At 65.3% G+C, this 20,213-nt stretch carries 20 protein-coding genes; 18 read left to right on the top strand and 2 right to left on the bottom strand.

The genetic code is table 11. The features are described from left to right. Positions 1 to 35: 35 nt before the first annotated feature. From aceF to SAOR_RS16250, 9 genes are all read left to right on the top strand, one after another. A complete protein-coding gene (aceF, locus tag SAOR_RS16290) occupies positions 36 to 1,832 on the top strand; it encodes a dihydrolipoyllysine-residue acetyltransferase (protein WP_123632351.1) in 1,797 nt (598 codons plus the stop codon). Between the two features lie 185 nt (positions 1,833 to 2,017). Next, on the top strand, positions 2,018 to 3,850 hold the full coding sequence (gene lpdA / locus SAOR_RS16285; RefSeq protein ID WP_123632350.1) for a dihydrolipoyl dehydrogenase: 1,833 nt from the start codon (positions 2,018 to 2,020) through the stop codon (positions 3,848 to 3,850). A gap of 150 nt (positions 3,851 to 4,000) precedes the next feature. Further along, positions 4,001 to 4,222, top strand: a complete 222-nt coding sequence (locus SAOR_RS16280) for an addiction module protein (RefSeq protein WP_123592015.1) — start codon at positions 4,001 to 4,003, stop codon at positions 4,220 to 4,222. A 97-nt stretch (positions 4,223 to 4,319) separates the two neighbouring features. After that, on the top strand, positions 4,320 to 4,508 hold the full coding sequence (locus SAOR_RS17415) for a hypothetical protein (RefSeq protein ID WP_185015743.1): 189 nt from the start codon (positions 4,320 to 4,322) through the stop codon (positions 4,506 to 4,508). A 301-nt stretch (positions 4,509 to 4,809) separates the two neighbouring features. After that, positions 4,810 to 5,580, top strand: a complete 771-nt coding sequence (locus SAOR_RS16270) for an SHOCT domain-containing protein (RefSeq protein ID WP_123632349.1) — start codon at positions 4,810 to 4,812, stop codon at positions 5,578 to 5,580. Positions 5,581 to 5,697: 117 nt separating this feature from the next. Then, positions 5,698 to 6,783, top strand: a complete 1,086-nt coding sequence (locus SAOR_RS16265; protein WP_123632348.1) for a type I restriction endonuclease — start codon at positions 5,698 to 5,700, stop codon at positions 6,781 to 6,783. 218 nt (positions 6,784 to 7,001) lie between these two features. Beyond that, a complete protein-coding gene (locus tag SAOR_RS16260; protein ID WP_123632347.1) occupies positions 7,002 to 8,156 on the top strand; it encodes a nucleoid-associated protein in 1,155 nt (384 codons plus the stop codon). Next, positions 8,149 to 9,348: a hypothetical protein gene (locus SAOR_RS16255; RefSeq protein ID WP_123632346.1), complete on the top strand. Its 1,200-nt coding sequence runs from the start codon at positions 8,149 to 8,151 to the stop codon at positions 9,346 to 9,348. Before SAOR_RS16260 ends, SAOR_RS16255 begins: the two co-directional genes overlap by 8 nt. Before the next feature lie 222 nt (positions 9,349 to 9,570). Then, positions 9,571 to 9,849, top strand: a complete 279-nt coding sequence (locus SAOR_RS16250) for a peptidylprolyl isomerase (RefSeq protein WP_123592018.1) — start codon at positions 9,571 to 9,573, stop codon at positions 9,847 to 9,849. Between the two features lie 649 nt (positions 9,850 to 10,498). Here the strand turns inward: SAOR_RS16250 and SAOR_RS16245 are convergent. Then, positions 10,499 to 11,122 (bottom strand): IMPACT family protein, encoded by a 624-nt coding sequence (locus SAOR_RS16245; protein WP_123632345.1) that lies wholly within the window; start codon positions 11,120 to 11,122, stop codon positions 10,499 to 10,501. Between the two features lie 303 nt (positions 11,123 to 11,425). Here SAOR_RS16245 and SAOR_RS16875 point away from each other — a divergent pair, with 303 nt between their 5' ends. The 8 genes from SAOR_RS16875 (at position 11,426) to SAOR_RS16205 (ending at position 18,656) form a co-directional block, all read left to right on the top strand. Then, positions 11,426 to 11,860: a lysozyme inhibitor LprI family protein gene (locus SAOR_RS16875; RefSeq protein WP_185015742.1), complete on the top strand. Its 435-nt coding sequence runs from the start codon at positions 11,426 to 11,428 to the stop codon at positions 11,858 to 11,860. A gap of 286 nt (positions 11,861 to 12,146) precedes the next feature. Next, positions 12,147 to 13,040: an SMP-30/gluconolactonase/LRE family protein gene (locus tag SAOR_RS16235; protein WP_123632343.1), complete on the top strand. Its 894-nt coding sequence runs from the start codon at positions 12,147 to 12,149 to the stop codon at positions 13,038 to 13,040. Between the two features lie 246 nt (positions 13,041 to 13,286). After that, a complete protein-coding gene (locus SAOR_RS16230; protein WP_123592023.1) occupies positions 13,287 to 13,502 on the top strand; it encodes a DUF3820 family protein in 216 nt (71 codons plus the stop codon). Between the two features lie 72 nt (positions 13,503 to 13,574). After that, positions 13,575 to 14,111 carry a peptide deformylase gene (gene def / locus SAOR_RS16225; RefSeq protein WP_123632342.1) on the top strand — a complete coding sequence of 179 codons (537 nt, stop codon included), beginning with the start codon at positions 13,575 to 13,577 and terminating at the stop codon, positions 14,109 to 14,111. Between the two features lie 985 nt (positions 14,112 to 15,096). Then, the gene (locus SAOR_RS16220; protein WP_123632341.1) at positions 15,097 to 16,446 is read left to right on the top strand and encodes an APC family permease; all 1,350 of its coding nucleotides are present in this window, start codon (positions 15,097 to 15,099) and stop codon (positions 16,444 to 16,446) included. 72 nt (positions 16,447 to 16,518) lie between these two features. Continuing rightward, on the top strand, positions 16,519 to 17,301 hold the full coding sequence (locus SAOR_RS16215) for a nitrilase-related carbon-nitrogen hydrolase (RefSeq protein ID WP_123632340.1): 783 nt from the start codon (positions 16,519 to 16,521) through the stop codon (positions 17,299 to 17,301). Between the two features lie 281 nt (positions 17,302 to 17,582). After that, the gene (locus SAOR_RS16210; RefSeq protein WP_123632416.1) at positions 17,583 to 18,014 is read left to right on the top strand and encodes a YkgJ family cysteine cluster protein; all 432 of its coding nucleotides are present in this window, start codon (positions 17,583 to 17,585) and stop codon (positions 18,012 to 18,014) included. A 159-nt stretch (positions 18,015 to 18,173) separates the two neighbouring features. After that, positions 18,174 to 18,656 (top strand): DUF302 domain-containing protein, encoded by a 483-nt coding sequence (locus tag SAOR_RS16205; RefSeq protein WP_123632339.1) that lies wholly within the window; start codon positions 18,174 to 18,176, stop codon positions 18,654 to 18,656. A gap of 73 nt (positions 18,657 to 18,729) precedes the next feature. Here SAOR_RS16205 and SAOR_RS16870 read toward each other — a convergent pair whose 3' ends face one another. Further along, a complete protein-coding gene (locus SAOR_RS16870; RefSeq protein WP_185015741.1) occupies positions 18,730 to 18,900 on the bottom strand; it encodes a hypothetical protein in 171 nt (56 codons plus the stop codon). Positions 18,901 to 19,138: 238 nt separating this feature from the next. Here SAOR_RS16870 and SAOR_RS16200 point away from each other — a divergent pair, with 238 nt between their 5' ends. Continuing rightward, complete coding sequence (locus SAOR_RS16200; protein ID WP_123632338.1) at positions 19,139 to 20,071, top strand: ring-cleaving dioxygenase; 933 nt, start codon at positions 19,139 to 19,141, stop codon at positions 20,069 to 20,071. Positions 20,072 to 20,213 lie beyond the last annotated feature (142 nt).

Below are 20,213 nucleotides of genomic sequence, written 5' to 3'. Positions count from 1 at the left end.
CAGCGGGCCGTGTCACCGGATCAAGGAAACGCTCTATGGCGGCGCAGGAAATCAAGGTCCCGGACATCGGCGACTTCGACGCGGTCGAGGTCATCGAAGTCCTGGTCTCGGCGGGCGACAGCGTCGAGCAGGAACAGGCGCTGATCACGCTCGAGTCCGACAAGGCCACGCTCGAAGTGCCTTCGACCGTGGCCGGTCAGATCACCGAAATGAAGGTCTCCGAAGGCGACTCGGTCTCCGAGGGCGATGTCATCGCCCTGGTCGAGGTCGCCGATGAAGACGGCGGTGCGGACGACGACGGCGACGACAGCGACGCCGACGCCGACGCCGACGCCGACGCCGAAGAAGCCGAGGCGGCCGACGAATCGGACGAATCCGCGGACGAGGCCGGCGACGACGCCGCGCCGGCCGACGATGACGGCGATGAAGAAAGCGACGAAGACGCCGGCGGCGGTGAGACCGTCGAGGTCAAGGTGCCGGACATCGGCGACTTCGATTCGGTCGAGGTCATCGAAGTGCTGGCCGCCGAAGGCGACGAGGTCGAGCAGGAACAGGCGCTGATCACGCTGGAATCCGACAAGGCCACGCTGGAGGTGCCGTCCACCGCGGCCGGCCGGATCGTCGCGATGACGGTCTCCGAGGGCGATACCGTCTCCGAAGGCGACGTGATCGCGCAGGTCGAAACCGCGGGCGGCGGCGACAAGGCCGGCGGCAAGCAGTCCGCCGGCGGCCGGTCGAGCGACGACGAGGCCAAGCCGAAGCAATCCGGCACCTCGGAGACGGATCGCGCGAAAAAAGCCGACAGCGGCGCCGCCGCGGGCGACGGGTCCAACAAGAAGTCCGCCCCGGCGCCGAGCGAGGACGACGGCTCCAGCAAGCTCGCCGATGTCGACGAGGACCGCTTCAACAAGGCCCATGCCTCGCCCAGCGTGCGCAAGTACGCCCGCGAGCTGGGGGCCGATCTCGGGCGCATCGAGGGCAGCGGCCGCAAGGGCCGCATCCTCGCCGAGGACGTGCAGCAGTACGTCAAGGACACGCTCAAGCAGGTCCAGGGCGGCGGCGCCTCCGCCGGCGCGGCGGCCCCGGCCGGTGGCGGCGGCGTGCCCGCGCAGCCGGATATCGACTACAGCCAGTTCGGCGAGGTCGAGACCACGGAGCTGGCCCGCATCCGCAAGCTCTCGGCCAAGGCCGTGCACCGCAACTGGCTGCTGATTCCGCACGTCACCCAGTTCGACACCGCCGACATCACCGAGATGGAGCAATTCCGCCAGGCCAACAAGGACAAGGCCAAGGCGGAGGGCGTCAAGCTCACGCCGCTGGCGTTCCTGCTCAAGGCCTCGGCGGCCGCGCTCAAGGCCTTCCCGGATCTCAACAGCTCGCTCACCGCGGACTGCGAGCACCTGGTGCACAAGCACTACGTGAACATCGCGGTGGCCGTGGACACGCCCAACGGCCTGCTCATGCCGGTCATCAAGGACGTCGACGCCAAGGGCATCTACGATATCGCCCGCGATCTGGACGACATCAGCGGCCGGGCCCGTGACGGCAAGCTCAAGGGCGACGAGATGAAGGGCGCGAGCTTTTCCGTGTCCAGCCTGGGCGGCGTCGGCGGGACGGCCTTCACGCCGATCGTGAACAGCCCGGAGGTGGGCATCCTCGGCGTGTCCAAGCACAGTTGGCAGCCGGTGTGGAACGGCAGCGAGTTCGAGCCCCGGCTGATCCTGCCGCTGTCGCTGTCCTACGATCACCGCGTGATCGACGGGGCCAAGGCCGCGCGGATCACCGGATTTCTCAGCGAGAAACTCTCGGATCTTCGTACGTTGCTTCTTTAAGAGGCCGCGGCCATGGCACTGCAATACGGCGTTGCCGCTCGCTTGTGTAGCGTTGCTACACCGCGCTCACGGCGCCTTGTCTTGCAGCTCCATGACTCGCGCCGGGCGATCTGGAGCCTTTCGCTTCGATCGCTCGCTTCTTGAACGCATAATCCGGCCCGCCGGCCGGTCAAGGTAACTAAACCATGGCGCAGGAAATCAAGGTTCCGGACATTGGCGACTTCGACGCGGTCGAGGTCATCGAAGTGCTGGTCGCCGAGGGCGACGAGGTCGACAAGGAACAGGCCCTGATCACGCTGGAGTCGGACAAGGCCACGCTGGAAGTGCCCTCCACCGTCGCCGGCCGGATCACCGAGCTCAAGGTCACCGAAGGCGACACGGTCTCGGAAGGCTCGGTCATCGCGCTCATCGAAGCCGCCGACAGCGGCGACGACGAAGCCGAGGATGCTGCGGACGACAAGGCCGAAAGCTCGGGCCGGAAAAAGGATACGGGCAAGAAGAAAAGCGAGGAAAAATCGCAATCGTCGTCGAAAAAACCGCAGAAGGAATCGAAGGAAAGCGACAAGCCGAAGTCCGGCGGCAGCGGCCAGCCGCGCCCGGGCGCGCATGACTACGATTGCGACGTGCTGGTGCTCGGTTCCGGCCCGGGCGGCTATTCCGCGGCCTTCCGCGCCGCCGATCTGGGCCTTAACGTGGCGCTGGTCGAGCGCCACAGCGTGCTCGGCGGCGTCTGCCTCAACGTCGGCTGCATTCCCTCCAAGGCGCTGCTGCACTCGGCCAAGGTCATCGACGACGCCGCCGCCATGGCCGAGCACGGCGTGAGCTTCGGCGAGCCGAAGATCGAGCTGCCCAAGCTGCTCGAGTTCAAGCAGTCGGTCATCGACAAGCTCACCGGCGGGCTCAAATCCATGGCCGCCAAGCGCGAGGTCCAGGTCGTCAACGGCAACGGCACCTTCAAGGACGACCACACGCTCACCGTCGAAGGCGGCGACGACACCCGCGAGATCAGCTTCGCCAACTGCATCATCGCCGTCGGCTCCGAGCCGGTCATGCTCCCCGACTGGCCCGAGGACGAGCGCATCTGGGACTCCGAGGCCGCCCTCTCGCCGGACGAGCTGCCCAAATCCCTGCTGGTGGTCGGCGGCGGCATCATCGGCATGGAGCTGGCCAACGTCTACGCCTCCCACGGCACCAAGGTCGACGTCGTCGAGATGACGCCCAACCTGCTGCCCGGCGCCGACCGCGACCTGGTCAAGCCGCTGGAAAAACGGATGAAGGCGCGCTGCGACAACCTCTGGACGAACACCAAGGTCACGGGCCTAAAGGCCAACAAGAAGGCGCTCAAGGCCAGCTTCGAGGGCAAGGACGCGCCCGCGAGCAAGGACTACGACCGCGTGCTGGTCGCCGTCGGCCGCAAGCCCAACGGGCCGAAGATCGGCGCCGACAACGCCGGCGTACAGGTCGGCGACAAGGGCTTCATCGCCGTCGACAAGCAGTGCCGCACCAACGTCGACCATATCTTTGCCATCGGCGACGTCTCCGGCGAACCGCAGCTCGCCCACCGGGCCACGCACCAGGGCAAGGTCGCCGCCGAATGCTGCGCCGGCGAGAAATCTGCGTTTGATGCCAAGTGCATCCCCTCCGTGGTCTATACCGATCCGGAAGTCGCCTGGACCGGCGTCACCGAGACCCAGGCCAAGGAAGACGGCACCGAATACGACAAGGGCGCCTTCCCCTGGGCGGCCAGCGGCCGCGCGCTCGGCATGGGTTATTCCGAAGGCACCACCAAGATCCTGTTCGACAAGGAGACCGGGCGGGCCATCGGCGCGGGCGCGGTCGGCCCCGGCGCGGGCGAGCTCATCGCCGAGCTGGGCCTGGCCATCGAGATGGGCGCGGACGCCCACGACATCGGCCTGACCGTCCACCCGCATCCGACCCTGTCGGAAACGGTCGGCATGGCCGCCGAGGCCCAGGCCGGCACGCTCACGGACCTGTATATGCCGAAGCAGAAAAAGTAGCGCCGCTACTTTTTCGAGGTGTAGAAGGCCGGCAAGTTCACCGGCCTTTTTATTGGCCTCGCGAGCCGGCGACTGAGCAGCCGACATGCGTTTACTTGAGGCCGTGCACGCTCTAGTCTTCAATCATTGAAGAACGAGTAGGCATGGAACATGAGCGCTACGGTCGACAAGATACTGAACGACGCCCTGAGCCTGCCGCCAGCACAGCGTGCCGCGTTAGTCGAGGAACTGCTCTCGAGTCTCGATCGGCCCGATCCCGAAATTGACAAGCTTTGGGCGCAGGAAGCCGAGTCACGGATCGATATGGCCGATCGTGGCGAGATGCGCTCGATTCCCGCATCGCAGGTGTTGGGCCAAGACGATCAGCGTTGAACGTCTACTTCTACGAGGCGGCCGCCGCCGAGTTCGGTGATGCCGTCGATTATTACGACCAGCAATTACGGGCCTGGGCCGACGGTTTCGCCAAGCGGTGGCTGAAGCCCTGAATCGTATCCAGCAATTTCCAGAGGCGCATTCGCCGATGAGTGACCGCACGCGCCGTTGTCTGGTCAATCGCTTCCCGTACGGCGTTATCTATCGGCACGATGGCAACACGATCACGGTGGTCGCTGTACCCCATTTGCACCAGCGTCCCGGTTATTGGAAGCCGCGCGTGTGACGAGAAGAGCGCGCTTGGCGATGGCAGATTCGACCGTAGGAAACGATGCGCTGTCCTCGGCTTCGTACGGAGGGTGCAAGATGCAGGTCCTGAATCCCTGCATTCACGGCCCTGGATAGGCCGAATAAGAAGGAGCGCACGACCCTTCCCCCCGGCCTGTCGAATCAAAGCCGGCCGCGCCCCGGCCTTGTCGTGCCCTCGGCCCGCAGGCGCAGCAACCGGCGCGCGGGGGCTTCCGGCCGGCCGATTCCGCGCGCACACTGAGCGGCATCCGCTCGTCCATCACTCAGGTCACACCGATATGACCGACCCGCAGACCGATTCCGACACCTCGACCGCCACCCTCGCCGACCGTTTCGGCTTCTCCGCCGATGCCGTCCGCCATCTGCGCCACGCCGTCGAACAGGGCGGCGGCGACATGGCCATGTTCGACCACCCCGAGTTCGCCGGCCCCGGCCAGTGGATGCGCGGCGGGCTCATCATGCTCACCGACGCCAACAACCACGGCCTCAAGAGCCGCGTCGACGCCCTCTGCAACGCCCTGTCCGAACAGCTGCGCCGGGACAACGTGGCCTCGGCCAACCGCCACCGCCGCATCGACCCCGACGCCCGCGCCTGGGATACCGGCCCGCGCGTGCGAGACCACGGCTGGCCGGCCGAACTGGGCCAGCCGTCGGCCACCGGTACGCAGAACGACCTCGCCTACGCCTACTTCGACGCCGCGCGGCGGCTCGCCATCCGCGAAAACGGACAGCTCGCGGTCTACGACACCGGCGAGCACCGCATCAGCGGCGTGGCGCAGTCGCAGCAGGGCGCGGCGAGCCGGCTCGTGTTCACCAGCCAGCTCGGCGAAGTGCCGCTGGAGCGGCTGACTCGCGTCGACGGCGTTTCAGATGGGGCACCGGCGGAAGCGCCCGCCGCTGCCGAACCTCCGTCGCAGGCCGCGTCCGCGCCCAGCGACAGTGCCGGGATTCTGGATGCGATCGAGCGGCTGGGCGAACTTCACCGCAGAGGGCTGCTGACCGACGGCGAGTTCGCGTCCAAGAAGCAGGAGTTGCTGGCGCGGCTGTGAGCGGGCCCTGACATGCGCGTATGCCACTTATTGACGAGGCCTACGCGCTGTCCATCTCTTTTCCGGTGATGAATATCCCCTGTATGGTCGAACGACGGGGATATTGGGGGATTTGTGATGGAGCTTGTCGACCGCTTGAGTAACTTATCGAGCAGGGTAATGCGTCAGCGCGATAGCGTTGGCACGGAAGAAGCTGCAAAAACCGCGTTCGTACTGCCGTTTCTTCAGGCTCTAGGATATGACGTATTCAATCCCGGCGAGGTCGTGCCCGAATTTACAGCCGATCACGGTGTAAAAAAGGGTGAAAAGGTCGATTACGCGATTAAGCTCGACGGTCAAATCATGGTCTTGGTCGAGTGTAAACCTCTCGGCGCCGACCTCGATGCCAAATATGCTGGCCAGCTTTTTCGCTACTTTGGTGTTACCGACGCTCGCTTCGCGATCCTGACGGATGGTGCACGTTACCTTTTTTACAGCGATCTCGAACGGGCCAATCGGATGGACGAGCGGTCGTTCTTCGAATTCGATCTACTGGACTTCAATGAGACGCGGGTCGATGAACTGGAGCAATTCGCCAAGGCGCATTTTGATCTCGACAATATTCTCAGCACTGCGAGCAATCTCAAATATCGCCGTGCGCTGAAGGCTGAGATCGCAGCGGAGTTGAAGAACCCCGGCGAAGATTTCGTAAAGTTGTTTGCCAGCCGCGTCTATTCAGGCCGGCTCACGTCGAGCGTCAAAGAAGAATTCACGGGCCTCACCCAGGAAGCCTGTCGGGAATATATCCGCGACCGCGTGAACGATAGGCTCAAGACCGCCTTCGAGACAGATGGATCGGATAGCGCGGCTGCCGATGCCAAGGAAAGTGTTTCCGTAAACGCCGAGCCTAGCGAATCGAAGAAAGACGGCATCGTCACCACACCGGAGGAATGGCAGGCCTACCGAATCATTCAGGCCATTGCCGCGCAGATCACCGATCCGGATCGCATTGCCATGCGCGATGCGAAAAGCTACTGCGCCATACTGTTCGACGATAATAATCGACGGCCGATCTGCCGACTGCACTTTGGCGTTCAGAAAAGCATCGTTACTATTTTCGTGCCGGACGGCGAACAGCGGGTCGAGTTGGAGAAGATCACCGATATCTACCGGCATGCGGACGAGGTCGGACGTGCCGTCAAGCAGTATCTAGAGGCCGCGTAATGCACTTTGCAAGATCTGACCCTAAATCCATGCCAAGATCTGACCCTAAATCCCTCCTAAATCCCTCAGAGGATATCTGACGCTTAACCTCTCTCAACCTTCAGTTCTGGTTGGGATTGCAGGCGGACTACGACGCCGAAAATGCACAATGCAAGAGTCGACCTAATGGCGCCCTGACCCAATGACCCATTTAGGGCGAAATCACTCCCGAGGGCAAAATGGAAGAACTGAACTTCTCAATAATTCATGAGCTTGATAAAGCCGCTCACAGTTCAGCCGTATCTGTGCGATACGGGAAAGAACCGTTAGACACTACAGATAGTACCGTTAAAGATTTGGCTAGTCAGTTGGTTGGTTTGATAGGACAACGTCAAAGCACCGTGCTTTGGGGGCAGTTCTCCGAAAACCGCAGAGAGGGACGCTTTCCCGGCGCCGTTCAAAAGTTAACTCAGGAACATTCGTTCGAGGAGTTTAAGCGTCTAACAAGCGTTGCCTTAGACGAACTTCGTGAGCAGATTGCTAAGGAGTCGCTAGCTACCGGGGGCTATGTCTGCTTTTTTGTGTATAGAGCCAGTGGTGAGTCTTTCCTGCTCATTGTAATGGTTAAAGAAAAAGGTGCGATAACTGTCAACTCTGATCTAAAGCCGACTCAAATTACCGAAATTGATTTTTCGAAATTACATCAAGCTGCGCGGGTCAACTTAGATCGATATCGAGAAGCGCTTACTGGAGGTAATGAAGAGGGCGAAGAAGATCGACTGGAAGAGTCAGCGACCGACGGCGCCATTGATCGAACCTATTTATGTTTCATTGACCGCAAATCAGCAGACTCAGAGGTCGCCGGTTATTTTATAGAGGCATTTGGTTGCGAAAAAGGTATATCAGCAAATCGCGGTACCAAAGCAGCTATCAAAGCGGTTCGTCAATACGCTTTATCTCGGCCGCAGCTAAAGAGAAAAGCAAGCTACATTCGTAGGACTTTGATCGAGTACTTTCGCGAGCTTCCTGATAATGAAACGGTCACTATCGATATGGTCGTACATAGTGTTCGTAGCTCGCTTTCGGCGGATGAGATGCCCGAAGCCGATGAGCTTGGGGAGTATCTAAACAGTGATGCGAACAAGGTGCCGGCGGAATTTAGGGTAAGTAAAAAGGCGCTTGATTCGATGACTAGAATCAAAGCTAAGACTGACCGGTGGCAGCTTAGCTTTGACGATTCGGCCTTGGGCTATAGTGACGCCGAGATCGTATTTAACCGAGAAACTGAAACCGTAAGCCTCACGAATGTTCCGCATGAAACTGTGCGGGCTATAAAGAAGAGCCTCGATTCCCGAAACAGCACAAGCAACCGCCGCGGACCGACAGATGGCTAGTGCAGACTTTCGAGCTCTAGTTGAACTATACCGGGCTGTAGGGCAGCCGCCTGTTAAAAGTGGTAGTTTCCATTATTCCGGTGATAAAACGCACGAAATAGCGAAAGCACTGGAGGCATGCGAGTATCTCCCGGGGCACATAGCTTACTTCGTGGATGGACCTGAGGAACGGGGAGAGGAAGTTGCCCTGGAAGTGGCTATTGGAAGCAATGAAGAAGCTCGTTTCTACAGTGGTACCGCTGATCTGATAAAGAAATCGCAATCGTTATCGCGTGGTGAAGCTCCGAAAAACTATTACCTGATTCAGGAAGATCATCTTGAGGGTGAAGAACCTAAGCCAGAAAATTTAGCGGTAGCGTTAAATTATTCTCGCTTTATTACGTTATTGGAGAGGTTAGCTGTAGCTTCATCGGTGTCAAATAATATTTTTGCTAAATCTTTGTTTTTTACGGTACCGGCGAATGCATCTTCAGGCCCAAAAACAATCGAATTAGTAACACAGATTGACCCGAGCTATATCTCTGCGGGCTCCGTTGAGCTCGACATTATCGAGAACTTGACGCAGCACTCGGCTGGTTCGCTGCATGTTCCGGAGCGTCAGAAAATATTACGCTTAGCCATCTCGGAATTCTTGGCTGGTAGATCCAATATTCAAGATGGGTTATTTGGCGAACTGGTTAAAAGCTGGGGAGATGTATTAAAAAAATATGATTTAGATTTGGATTGCTATATAAACAATTTTTCGTTCGAGAAACTAAGGAGTGAACTAGCGGACGCGCAGGTGAAGTTTTCGAGAGAACTTAGTGATGCGCTATCTGAAAGCACGACGAAAGCGCTGACTATTCCGCTAGTTTTCGGCGCGCTAATAGGTATTTATAAAACGCCGGATATTTGGGCCGCTTATATTATTGTAGTCGGTGCGTTATTGGCCGCAGTGTTAGTTGGTGGGATGGCCAGAAGTCAGCTTTTTCAGCTTAAGACTTTCGAGGACGCTTTTGAGTCAGTTTTTGACAGGTTGGAGCTTGAGGGCCCCCGTTCTTCAGGATCCCAAGTGGAGGAAAGGCTTTCAAAGGCCAGACAGAGGATCAGCGATCAACAGAAATATTTGAAGCTGGTTTTGTGGTCAATCAGAATAGCTGCATGGTTGCCGCCGATAGGGGGAACGCTTTTGTTGTGGTGGAAGTTTTATTAGAACATTTTCGCGGAAGACAAATGCAGTATTCGGACTTGAGGGTCAGATACCGTCTTGAATTTCAAGCCTGGCCATCGGTATTTAAGCCCGGAATGAGGCGCGAGCATGTAGCGGACATGTAGGGTCCAGTCTTTCATTTTGCATTCGCAGCGATAAGTCATGATCTTTCATGCGCGAATTGCCGTAGTATGGCGCCCAGATTTCATTAAAGCAGGACCGACTATGGCCGAAGCCAGCGCCCGCCACATCCTCGTCGAAGACGAGGCCCAGTGCATCGAACTCAAGGAACGGATCGAGAACGGGGACGATTTCGCGGAGATCGCGCGTGCGCATTCGACTTGCCCGTCCGGCCGCCAGGGCGGCGATCTCGGCACGTTCGGGCCCGGTCAGATGGTGCCGGCGTTCGACGAGGTGGTGTTCAGCGCGCCGCTGAACGAGGTGCAGGGGCCGGTGAAGACACAGTTCGGGTATCACTTGCTGGAGGTGACCGGGCGCGGGTAGCGCCGGGTTGGGCCGCGAGTGCCGCGGCTCGTCCGATCGCTCGATGAGCGCGGGTCGCATTGAGCGTCGTGCTTTGACGTGGCTTGGGGTTTCGCGCTGATACGCGACTCCCTTTCGTTTGCTTGTCCAAACGAAAGGAAGCAAAGGAAAAGACACCCGGGTTGCGCGCCGGCGCGAAGCGCCGGTCCACTGCGATGCTCGCATCGAAGGGATGCGGCAGAACTCGGGCCGCTGCGCGGCCCTCAGACAGGCTGCCGCATGAAGCGGCCCTTCGATGCTGCGCTTCTCGCCGCTACAAACGGGGCCCGAATACAGACGACCAGGCAACAGCCAAACCGCACTTTTCTAAGAGGACCTGCATTCAATCCCTTGGGCGCGGCGCCGAGCAGCGAAGGCCGCAAGCGGATCAAGACAGCCGGATGTTTGAGCGTAGCGAGTTTCCGGCTGTCCCGCTTGCGGCCGCAGCCGCGCAGGGCACCGATGCGTAGCATCGGCGCAAGCCAGGGTGCCTTTTGAATAACAAGGCACGCATGTGGGCAAGCAAATATAAGTAACTCGCGCATCAGCGCGAAACCCTGGTTGCCTTGTCGGAATCAGCTGGCTATCGCGCTCGGCAGCGCTACACGCACCAATGTAACGAGCGCGCCGGCTACGCCTCGTCGGGATCCAGGCCCAACCGCCCGTGGAGCCGCGCATCGAGCTCGGCCAGGTCCGCGTCGGCGTCCTGCGGCCAGTCCACCGCCAGCGTGACGCCTTCGGCGTGGTAGCGCGCCTCCACGATCTCGCCTTCGTGTTCGGCCAGCCAGCCGCGGGCGGGCTGTTCGTCGGCGAAGTTCAGGCCGAGCGAGAGGCGGCGGCGCGGGATGTATTCGCGTGTCGGCAGGTCCGCGAGCAGCGCGGTCACGGTCTGGCCGTAGGCGCGTGCCAGGCCGCCGGTGCCGAGCTTGGTGCCGCCGAAATAACGGATGACCACGCAGACGACGCGGCCGAGGCCGCTGCCCGCCAGCACCTGATACATCGGCCGGCCGGCGGTGCCGCCGGGCTCGCCGTCGTCGGCAAAGCCGATGGCCTGGTCGTCGTCCGGCGCGCCGGCGATGTAGGCCGAACAGTGGTGTGAGGCCTCCGGGTGGTGCCGGCGCGCGAGCGCGACCAGCCGCTGGGCGTCGTCGATGCCGTCGACGGCCGCGCACCAGCCGATGAAGCGGCTTTTCTGCACGTCGAGCGTGGCGGTGTGCGGCGCGTCGACGCTCGCGGCGGGCATGGCATGGCGCATCGGGTATCCGTCCGGCGGGCCCGGCCACCCGTCGGCTCGGTCGCCGGCGGGTCTCGGGCAGTGCTCGGCATGGATGCTATCGGTTTCGGGCGGGCCCTGGGCGCTCGGCCGCGGACGGCCGATGTGCGCCGATCGGCGGGCACGGGCGCCGATGAGAGGCCGCGTTCCGCGTCGGCGGACCTTACAGCGCGGCCGTGGGCGCGTACCGGCCCGGCCATTATTCCGCTGCCGATCCGGGACTTGCGCGGTCTGGCGCGGACCTTGCTGGACGCACGGCCTCATGCCGCGAAACGAGGGGCTGTCATGAAGGGATGGGTGGCGCTGTTGCTGCTGGGGTTCGTGGGTTTCGCGACCGCCGGGATCGTGAATCCGGATGTCCCGAACCACGTCGGCGCGTTTCACGAACGCATGGCCGCGTATCAGCAGCGGATTCTGGACGGGCGGACGACGTTGTCGATGGACCGGGCCTCGGGGAGCATGGCCGAGGCGCTCGACGATGAATTGAACGAGGCCTATCGTCGGGTGATGGCCCGGCTGTCGGAGCCGCAGCAGGCGGCATTGCGCGCCTCGCAGCGCCAATGGCTGCACTACCGCGACGCCGAGTACGCCTTTCTGGACCAGACGTTCACGCGGGAGGTCTACGGCAGCTCCTACGCCCTCGCCCTGACCGGTGCTCGGAACGCCCTGGTCTACGAGCGTGCCGAGGAACTGTGGGGGTATCTCGAACAGCTGTACTAGCCTGGGGGGAGCGGGTTCGCGGGTGCCGGGGTGCCCCGGTCGTTCATCTCTGCCGGCGGTATCCGGTCCGGGCGGCGCGTGGCGCCGACGGCGGGGCCGTGCGGGCAGGCGGCGCGCGGTACGGCTTCATGCAGCCAGGCGCGGATGCGGCACGCGGCGACATGGGCTGGCGCCCGCGCGGCCATCCGGTCGCCGGGTCGTCTTGACACATCCACCGGACGTCGGGAACGTTATTTTCAGTACATGACCCCGGTCGCGCGGCTCGCGACCCGCTGGAGCCCGACCCATGCGCCGAGAGATCAGCACCCTGGTGTCCGACCTGTCCTTCCTCGAATGCCCCCGCTGGCACGGGGGACGGATCTGGTTCGTGGATTTCTACACCCATCGGGTGTTCTCCTCGGCCGAGGATGGCGGCGACCTGCGCATCGAGGCCGACGTGCCGCAGCAGCCCTCCGGGCTCGGCTGGTTGCCGGACGGTCGGTTGTTGGTGGTCTCCATGCGCGACGCCCGCCTGCTGCGCCGCGAGGCCGACGGCCGGCTGGTCACGCACGCCGATCTGGGCCCGTACGTCGGCGGGCACCCGAACGACATGGTGGTCGATGCCCAGGGCCGCGCTTATGTCGGCAATTTCGGCTTCGACCTGATGGCCGGCGCCCCGATCGCGCCCGCCGCCCTGCTGCGCGTGGATCCGGACGGCGGTGTGACCCGGGTCGCTGACGACCTGTGGTTCCCCAACGGCAGCGTGCTGACCGACGACGGCGCCCTGCTGGTCAACGAGACGTTCGGGAACCGCGTGTCCGCATTCGACGTCGCGGCCGATGGCTCGCTGTCGAACCGGCGCGACTGGGCCGCCTTCGGCGATCCGCCCGCCGCGCGTGACCTGGCCACGGCGCTCGGCGAACTCGCGCTCGCCCCGGACGGCTGCGGCCTGGACGCCGAGGGCGCGCTGTGGATCGCCGACGCCCTGGGCGAGCGGCTGATCCGGGTCCGCGAGGGCGGCGAGATCCTCGAGGAGATCCCGACCGGCACCGGCGTGTTTGCTTGCATGCTCGGCGGCGCGGACGGCCGGACCCTGTTCGCCTGTCTGGCGCCGGACTTCGACGAGCACGCCCGCAGCGCCGCCCGCGAGGCCACCCTGGCGGCGATACGGGTCGATGTGCCGCACGCCGGGCGGCCCTGAGGCGAATCCCGTTCGCTCGCCGACAGAGCGTCCGGTGGATCGGCTCGCAACGGATCCGGGCCGCTCGCCGCGGATCGTCGTGGCGGCGGCACTCGGCCCCGCGGCGGCGCAGGGATCGATGCGCCGTCGTCGAGCCGGCACCGGTCCACAGGTCGGCGGCACGCCGCACGTCGCCACGCCGCCTCTGCCGGCCACGCCTGCCGCCGCCGTGACAGGCACCCGGGCCGCGCTTGGCGGTCGCGCGCCGTGAACCCGCAGGATCTGGACAAGCTGGTCACGCGCACGATGCCGTTCGGCAAGTACGCGGGCCGGCTGCTGGCCGATCTGCCGGGGCCGTATCTGCACTGGTTCGCCCGCGAAGGCTTTCCCGACGGCGAGCTCGGGCGCCTGCTCGCGCTCATGCACCACATCGACCACAACGGGCTCAAGCCGCTGCTCGACCCGCTGCGTGGCCCGCGCTGACCGCGAGCGTCTGCCGGGGCCGGGCGCGGCCGGTTATCCTGCGGGTTTTCGCCTGCAAGGAGTCGCATCGTCATGGCGATACGCAAGATCGCCCGCATGGGCCACCCGGTGCTGCGCCAGGTCGCCGAGCCGGTCGTCGACCCCGCCGAGCCGGAGATCCAGCGCCTGATCGCCGACATGAAGGACACGCTCGCCGACGCCGAGGGCGTAGGCCTGGCCGCGCCGCAGGTGTATGTCGCCCGGGCGGTGATGATGTTCTTCGTACCGCCCGCGCGCACCGCGAGCGGCGAGGCCGACGACGGCGTGCCGCTCACGGTGCTGATCAACCCGGAGATCGAGGTGCTCGACGACGAAGTCGTTGGCGATTGGGAAGGCTGCCTGTCGATCCCGGGCCTGCAGGGCTACGTGCCGCGCGCCCGGCGCATCCGCTACCGCGGGCTGGACGAGACCGGCGCGCCGATCGAACGCGAGGCCACGGATTTTCACGCCCGCGTCGTACAGCACGAATACGACCATCTGCAGGGCATTCTCTACCCCGAGCGCATGACCGACATGACCCGCCTGGGCTTCACCGAGGAACTGCGCCGCCATCCGCCCGATCACGACTAGCGCCTGCTGACGCTTCACGCGAGCCCGCACCACAGCGCCTGGTCCGTGGGGTTGGGCTGCCCATGAACGATCGACCCGGGGCGCATTGTGGCGTTGCCCGTCTGGATCGGGGCGCGCCGCGATCGGCGGCTCGCGTCTTGCCGCACACGATGTACGGCCTTAAACACGGCAGGCCCTGGTGGGGCGCCATCGCCGGCGGCACGGCGCGCGCTGCGCCGATCCGGCCGGTCGATTTCGCCAAGAGGTGAGCCCGTACGGCGCGACTCGCGCCTTGCTTCGAGCCCCGCCCGGGCCCGCATCGCCACGCGGCGGTATCGCCCGCGCACGTTCCGCCGCGGTCGATACCCCGCCTCAACCGCGTCGATGCGGATCCGCCGAGCCGGGCCACGACGGTCGACGCGCCGTTGCAGGCCAGCCGCGCTGACGTCACCGGTCGCCGGTCCGGTTCGTCCGTCGGGCTCGGCCGGTTGCGTCGAGTTTCAACCACATCCCGCGCTCGAACGCCGGCGACTTGCTCTCTCTGCGACCATGCCGTGCATGCGCAGCGGCCGCCGCCGCCGGCCGTAGCGATGCGCTTGCGGGTGTCAGCCGCGGGCGCTGTGGATGCTGCCGATGTGTTCGGGGCGGACCGGGATTGGCGTCGGGTCCGGCGTGCACCCGAGACCGCCGCGGCACACGACCTCGCGGCGGGTGTCAGCCGTCACGCGCCGCGGCCGGGGGCGGCGATCCTCGCCTCGCGCGGGTCGATGCGCTGACCGACCGGCGAGGCCCGTTGACAGCCGTCGCGGTTGGTCAATATCTTGCATGGAAAGTATAACTACCATTCGTCCGGCGTGTACCGGTGATCCGCGAGGGAGGACACGCACCATGCCAACGCACCGCGCTTCAGCGACAGGGCGGCCTGCACATCGCATGCCGGTGGCTCGGGCCGCGGGCCTCGCCCTGTCGCCGTCACGTCTCGACATCACCGCCCCCGGGAGCCGCAATGACCACTGAATCCGCCGCCAACCCCGGCCTCAAACGCACGCTGACGCTATCTTCGGTGGTGATTCTGGGCGTGGCCTGGGTCACACCGCTGATCGCGCTGGCGACCATCGGCATCATCATCCAGCTGTCCAACGGCACCGCGCCGACGGCCTATCTGATCACGCTGCTGGCGATGGTCTGCACGGCCTGGAGCTATGGCCGCATGGCGTCGGTGCACTATCAGAGTGCGGGTTCGGCCTATACCTATGTCGGCGAGGAGATGGGCCCGCGGCTGGGGTTTCTCACCGGCTGGCTGATCCTGCTGGACTATTTCTTCATCCCGCTGGTGGTCTGGCTGATCGGCGCGGCCTATCTGTCGGCCCAGTTTCCGATCATCCCGATGGGCGCCTGGATCGTCGCCTTCATCGTGCCGACGACGCTGCTCAACATCATCGGCATTCAGGTCACGGCCCGCGCGAACTATCTGCTGGTGGCCTTCCAGCTGCTGGTGATCGCGATCTTCGTGGCCCTGAGCCTGGGCTATTTCGCAAGCAACGACACCGGCAGCACGCTGCTCTCGCCGTTCGCCAACGATACGACCACGATCGCCGCACTCGCCACGGCCGCGGCGGTGGCGGCCTACTCGTTCATCGGCTTCGACGGGCTGACGCTGCTCACGGAAGAAACGATCGACCCCAAACGCACGATCCCGCGCGCGATGCTGATCGTGGTGGTGTTCTTCGGCGTGCTGTTCGTGGGCGTTTCGTGGACCGCGCAGCTGATCCATCCCGGCGTCGAGTTCGCCAGCGTGGATTCCGCCGCGCTGGAGCTGGCGCGCATGGTCGGCGGTAATCTGTTCAATGCGGTCGTACTGGCCGGGCTCATCGTCGGCCAGTTCGCCTGTGGCCTGGCGATTCAGGCCGGCGCCTCGCGGCTGCTGTTCACCATGGGCCGCGACGGCACGCTGCCGAGCCGGCTGGCCTATGTCTCGCCGACGTACCGTACGCCGGTGGTGAGCATCGTATTGATCGGCCTGACCGGTCTGGTGGGCCTGTTCGTGGATGTCACCACGTCGGCCTCGTTCATCAACTTCGGCGCGTTCAGTGCCTTCACGCTGGTCAATCTGAGTGCGATCGTGCATTACTGGCGGCACCGGCCGGGCCAGGGCATCGGCGCGATCCTCGGCTGGATCGTGGTCCCGCTGGCGGGCGTGCTGATCGACGGCTATCTGCTGCTGAGCCTGGGCGCGGATGCGCGCATCATCGGCAGCATCTGGCTGGCGCTGGGCGTGCTCTGGCTGGCCGTGCTGACGCGCGGCTTTCGCCAGCCGCCGCCCAAGCTGGCGCTGGACAGCGAAAAACCGGACTGATCCGACCGACGAAGCGCTCGGGCCGCCGCGCCCGAGCCCTCGTCTCCCGTGCCACACCGGAGAGCATCGATCATGGCGCAACAGGAACTCACGGTAGCGCTGGCCCAGCTCAAGCCCGCGCTGCGCGATCCGCAGGCCAACGTCGCCCGGATGCAGGCCGTCATCGCCGCGCATCCGGCGGCCGATCTGGTGGTCTTTCCGGAGCTGTTCTGGGGCGGCTACACCACGACCGACCTCGAGGCGCTGGTCTGCGACGTGCACGGCGAGCTGTTCGCCGCGCTGGCCGAGCGCGCGGCGCATCATCGCACCGCCGTGCTGTTCGGCGCGGCCGAGGCGGTGGACGGCGGTTTCGCGAACGCCGCGTTTTTCATCGATCGCGACGGCCGCCCGGGCGAGGTCTATCGCAAGGCCCAGCTGTTCGGCGACGAGAGCACGGGCTTCGTGCCCGGCGACGCACTGCGGCTGGTGTCCGTCGACGGCCACCGGCTGGGCGTGATGATCTGTTTCGACGTCGAGTTTCCGGAGGTCGCCCGGGCGCTGGCGCGTGCCGGCGCCGATGCGCTGGTCACGATCTCGGCGAACATGACGCCGTTCGGCTTCGATCATCACCTGTTCGCGACCGCTCGCGCGGTGGAGAACGGCCTGCCGCATGTCTATGTCAACCAGGTGGGCGAGGGCGAGCGTTTCACCTTCACCGGCGGCTCGATGGCGGTGTCGGTCGACGGCGAGCTCAGCGCCGAGGCCGGCGGGCAGGCCGAAGGGGTGACCGTGGCACGCCTCGCCCCGGCGGTGCCCAGCCGCGTGCGCCCGGACTATCTCGCCCTGCACCGCGACCCGCCGCCGGTGAGCGGCTGAGGCGCGGCCGAGGTCGTCTGGCCGCGAGTCGCCGGGTGCGAAGGCGAATCGCGGCGCGCCGGGCCACGGCTTCGTCCGGCGGCGGTTCCGGCACGCCAGGCTCAGGCAAGCGGGAGCGCAGACGGCCGTGCCGGTTGCCGCCGGCCAACCGATCGGGTCTCGAGCATCCGCCCGGCGCTGCCGTTTGGCGCCCAATATCCGCCGGTGCGGTGCGTTCCGGCGTATTATCTGGCCTGGTTATCTGGCCTGGCCTTCACCTGCCTTGGAGCGTGGTCCCCGCGATGCATCCCTGCCTGAGCTGCGGCGCCTGCTGCGCCCTGTACCGCGTCGCCTTCCACTGGCTGGAGGCGGCGCCGGAATACGGCGGCCGCGTGCCGGCCGCGCTGACCGAGCCGCTCGACGGCCATCGGCTGGTGATGAAAGGCACCAAGCATCGGCCCGCGCGCTGCGTGGCTCTGGAGGCCGACATCGGTCGTCACGCCCGCTGCACCATCCATGCGGATCGCCCCGGCGTCTGCCGCGAGGTGGCGCCATCGTGGGAGTTCGGCGCCGTCAGCCCACAGTGCGACCGGGCCCGCCTCGCCCACGGAATGCTCGCGCTCACCCCCGCCGACTGGACGCGGCCGGTGCTGCCCGCCACGGCGATGACCGTGCACGCCGGTTCAAACGACGACGACCCGCCGCCGCTGCCCGCGGCCCCGGCAGCGGCCTGAGAGCGCCGACAGCCGAACCGGGACCGAGGCACGATCTTGTCCTCCGAGCGGCGGGGTAAGCGGGCGTCGTCGCGCCGGCGGCCGTCCGCGCCGCCCGGACTCGTCAGCCGTGATGCGAGCACGTAGGCTGGCCGCACGGCCTCCCACACCGAGTGAACCATGGTTTGTCGCATTGCGTTTCTGTTCGTGCTGCTGTTCGCCGGCGCCGGCGCCCACGCGGGCGATGCGTCCGACGTCGACGGGCTGATCGTCGAGTCCAGCCCCCACGACGTGGCCACTACGGTCGAGCGCTTCCAGCGCGTGGCCCGGGCCAACGGATTGACGGTCTTCGATACCGTCGATCACGCCGCGGGCGCGACCCAGGCCGGCATGGATCTGGCGCCGACCACGCTGGTGATCTTCGGCAACCCGAAGGCCGGCACGCCGTTGATGCAGTGCGGCCGGACCATGGGTATCGATCTGCCCGCCAAGGCCCTGATCTGGGACGACGACGGTGAAACCCGGCTGGCCTACAACGACATCGAGTATCTGGCCGAACGCCACGACATCGGCGACTGCAAGGCGGTACCCAAGGTCGGCGCCATGCTCGATAAGCTGGCGACGAAGACGATCTCGGAAGACGCGCTCGGCGGCGGGGACTGAGCCCGCCGCGATCGCGCGCAGACAAAGCGGCCGCCGCTACGGCCCTGTGGCCGTGCGGCCCGCCGGCGCCCGATCACTCCGGCGGCGGCTCGGCCGCGGACTGCACCGCCGGCGTGTGCACCGGGCCGGGCAGCCACTGCAGCGCGAGCAGGCCCAGCAGCGTCAGGCCGCCCGCGACGACTGCGGTCGCGATCAGGCGGCGCCGGGGTATTCGGCCGGTCGAATGGCGGTCGTCGTCTGGCATGAAGGCTCCGGCGTCGGGCGCTGGACGGACACCTGTCCTGCCAAGCAAGGGCTGTGCCTGCTTTTTTGTCGGTGATGCCGGGGCCGCCCGGCGGTGTGTCGTTCAGACGATTCGAACGAGATTGCCGAAAGCGCTCGCTTTTCGAGCCCGGGCCCCCGCCGGTAGCGTAGGCGCGGTCATCAACGCCGTGCCGCCGGGCGCCATCGCCGGGCCGGCGCGGCCCCTGCGGAGACGAGGCATGGCCGAACCCAGCGCTGGCTTGCACCATATCACCGCGATCTGCGGCGATCCGGCCGAGAACGTGGCCTTCTACACGCGTGTGCTCGGCATGCGCTTCATCAAGAAGACCGTCAATTTCGACGATCCGGGCACTTATCATCTGTACTACGGCGACGCCATCGGCTCGCCCGGGACGGCGCTGACGTTCTTTCCCTTCGCGGGGGCCCCGGCCGGGCGCCACGGCGCCGGTGCCCCGGTGGAGATCGGCCTGGCAGTGCCCCCGGACGCGCTCGCCTTCTGGGCCGAGCGCCTGGCCGAACACGACGTGGCGTTCGAGCGTGCGACCCGTTTCGATGAGCAGATGCTGACGTTCCACGATCCGCACGGCATCGCCCTGCAGCTCGTCGGCACGGCGTCGGCCGCCGACATCGAAGGCCGGGCGGCGGCCGCGATACCGGCCGAACACGCCGTGCGCGGGTTTCACGGCGTCGGCGTGTGGACGCACGCGCTCGACGGTACCGCGATGGTGCTCGAGGAGGGACTCGGTTTCCGGCGGGTCGCCACCGCCGACGATCGCGTGCGCTTTCAGGCCGGTGACGGCCGGGCGCCCGGGGCGTTCGTCGATGTCCGTGTGGACCCGGCGCTGGCGCCGGAGCGGCAGGGGGTGGGCTCGATCCATCACATCGCCTTCCGGGCCGCCGACGACGACCACGAGATGGCGCTGCGCGACGTGCTGACGACTCACGGCCTCAACGCCACGCCGCAGATCGATCGCCAGTACTTCCACTCGGTCTATTTTCGCGAGCCGGGCGGGTCGCTGTTCGAGATCGCCACCGACGGGCCGGGGTTCACGGTGGACGAGACGGCCGAGGCCCTGGGCACGCATCTCAAGCTGCCCGAGCAGTACGAGGCCCGGCGGGCCGAGATCGAGGCCGCGTTGCCGCCGCTCTAGCCGCGGCCGCCTCGCGGCCGGGCCGGCCCGCGCCCGGTCGATCGCCATCCGTGCCCGTGGCGGCCACGCCGGCCGGGTGCCCGGCTGTATCGGCACGGCGGGTCGCGAGGCGTGCCGGCGGGTGCGAACTCGTGTATCAACG

Source organism: Salinisphaera orenii subsp. orenii MK-B5 (assembly GCF_003788635.1).
Classification (GTDB): Bacteria; Pseudomonadota; Gammaproteobacteria; order Nevskiales; family Salinisphaeraceae; genus Salinisphaera; species Salinisphaera orenii.
This window is presented reverse-complemented; position numbering and strand designations above follow the sequence as displayed.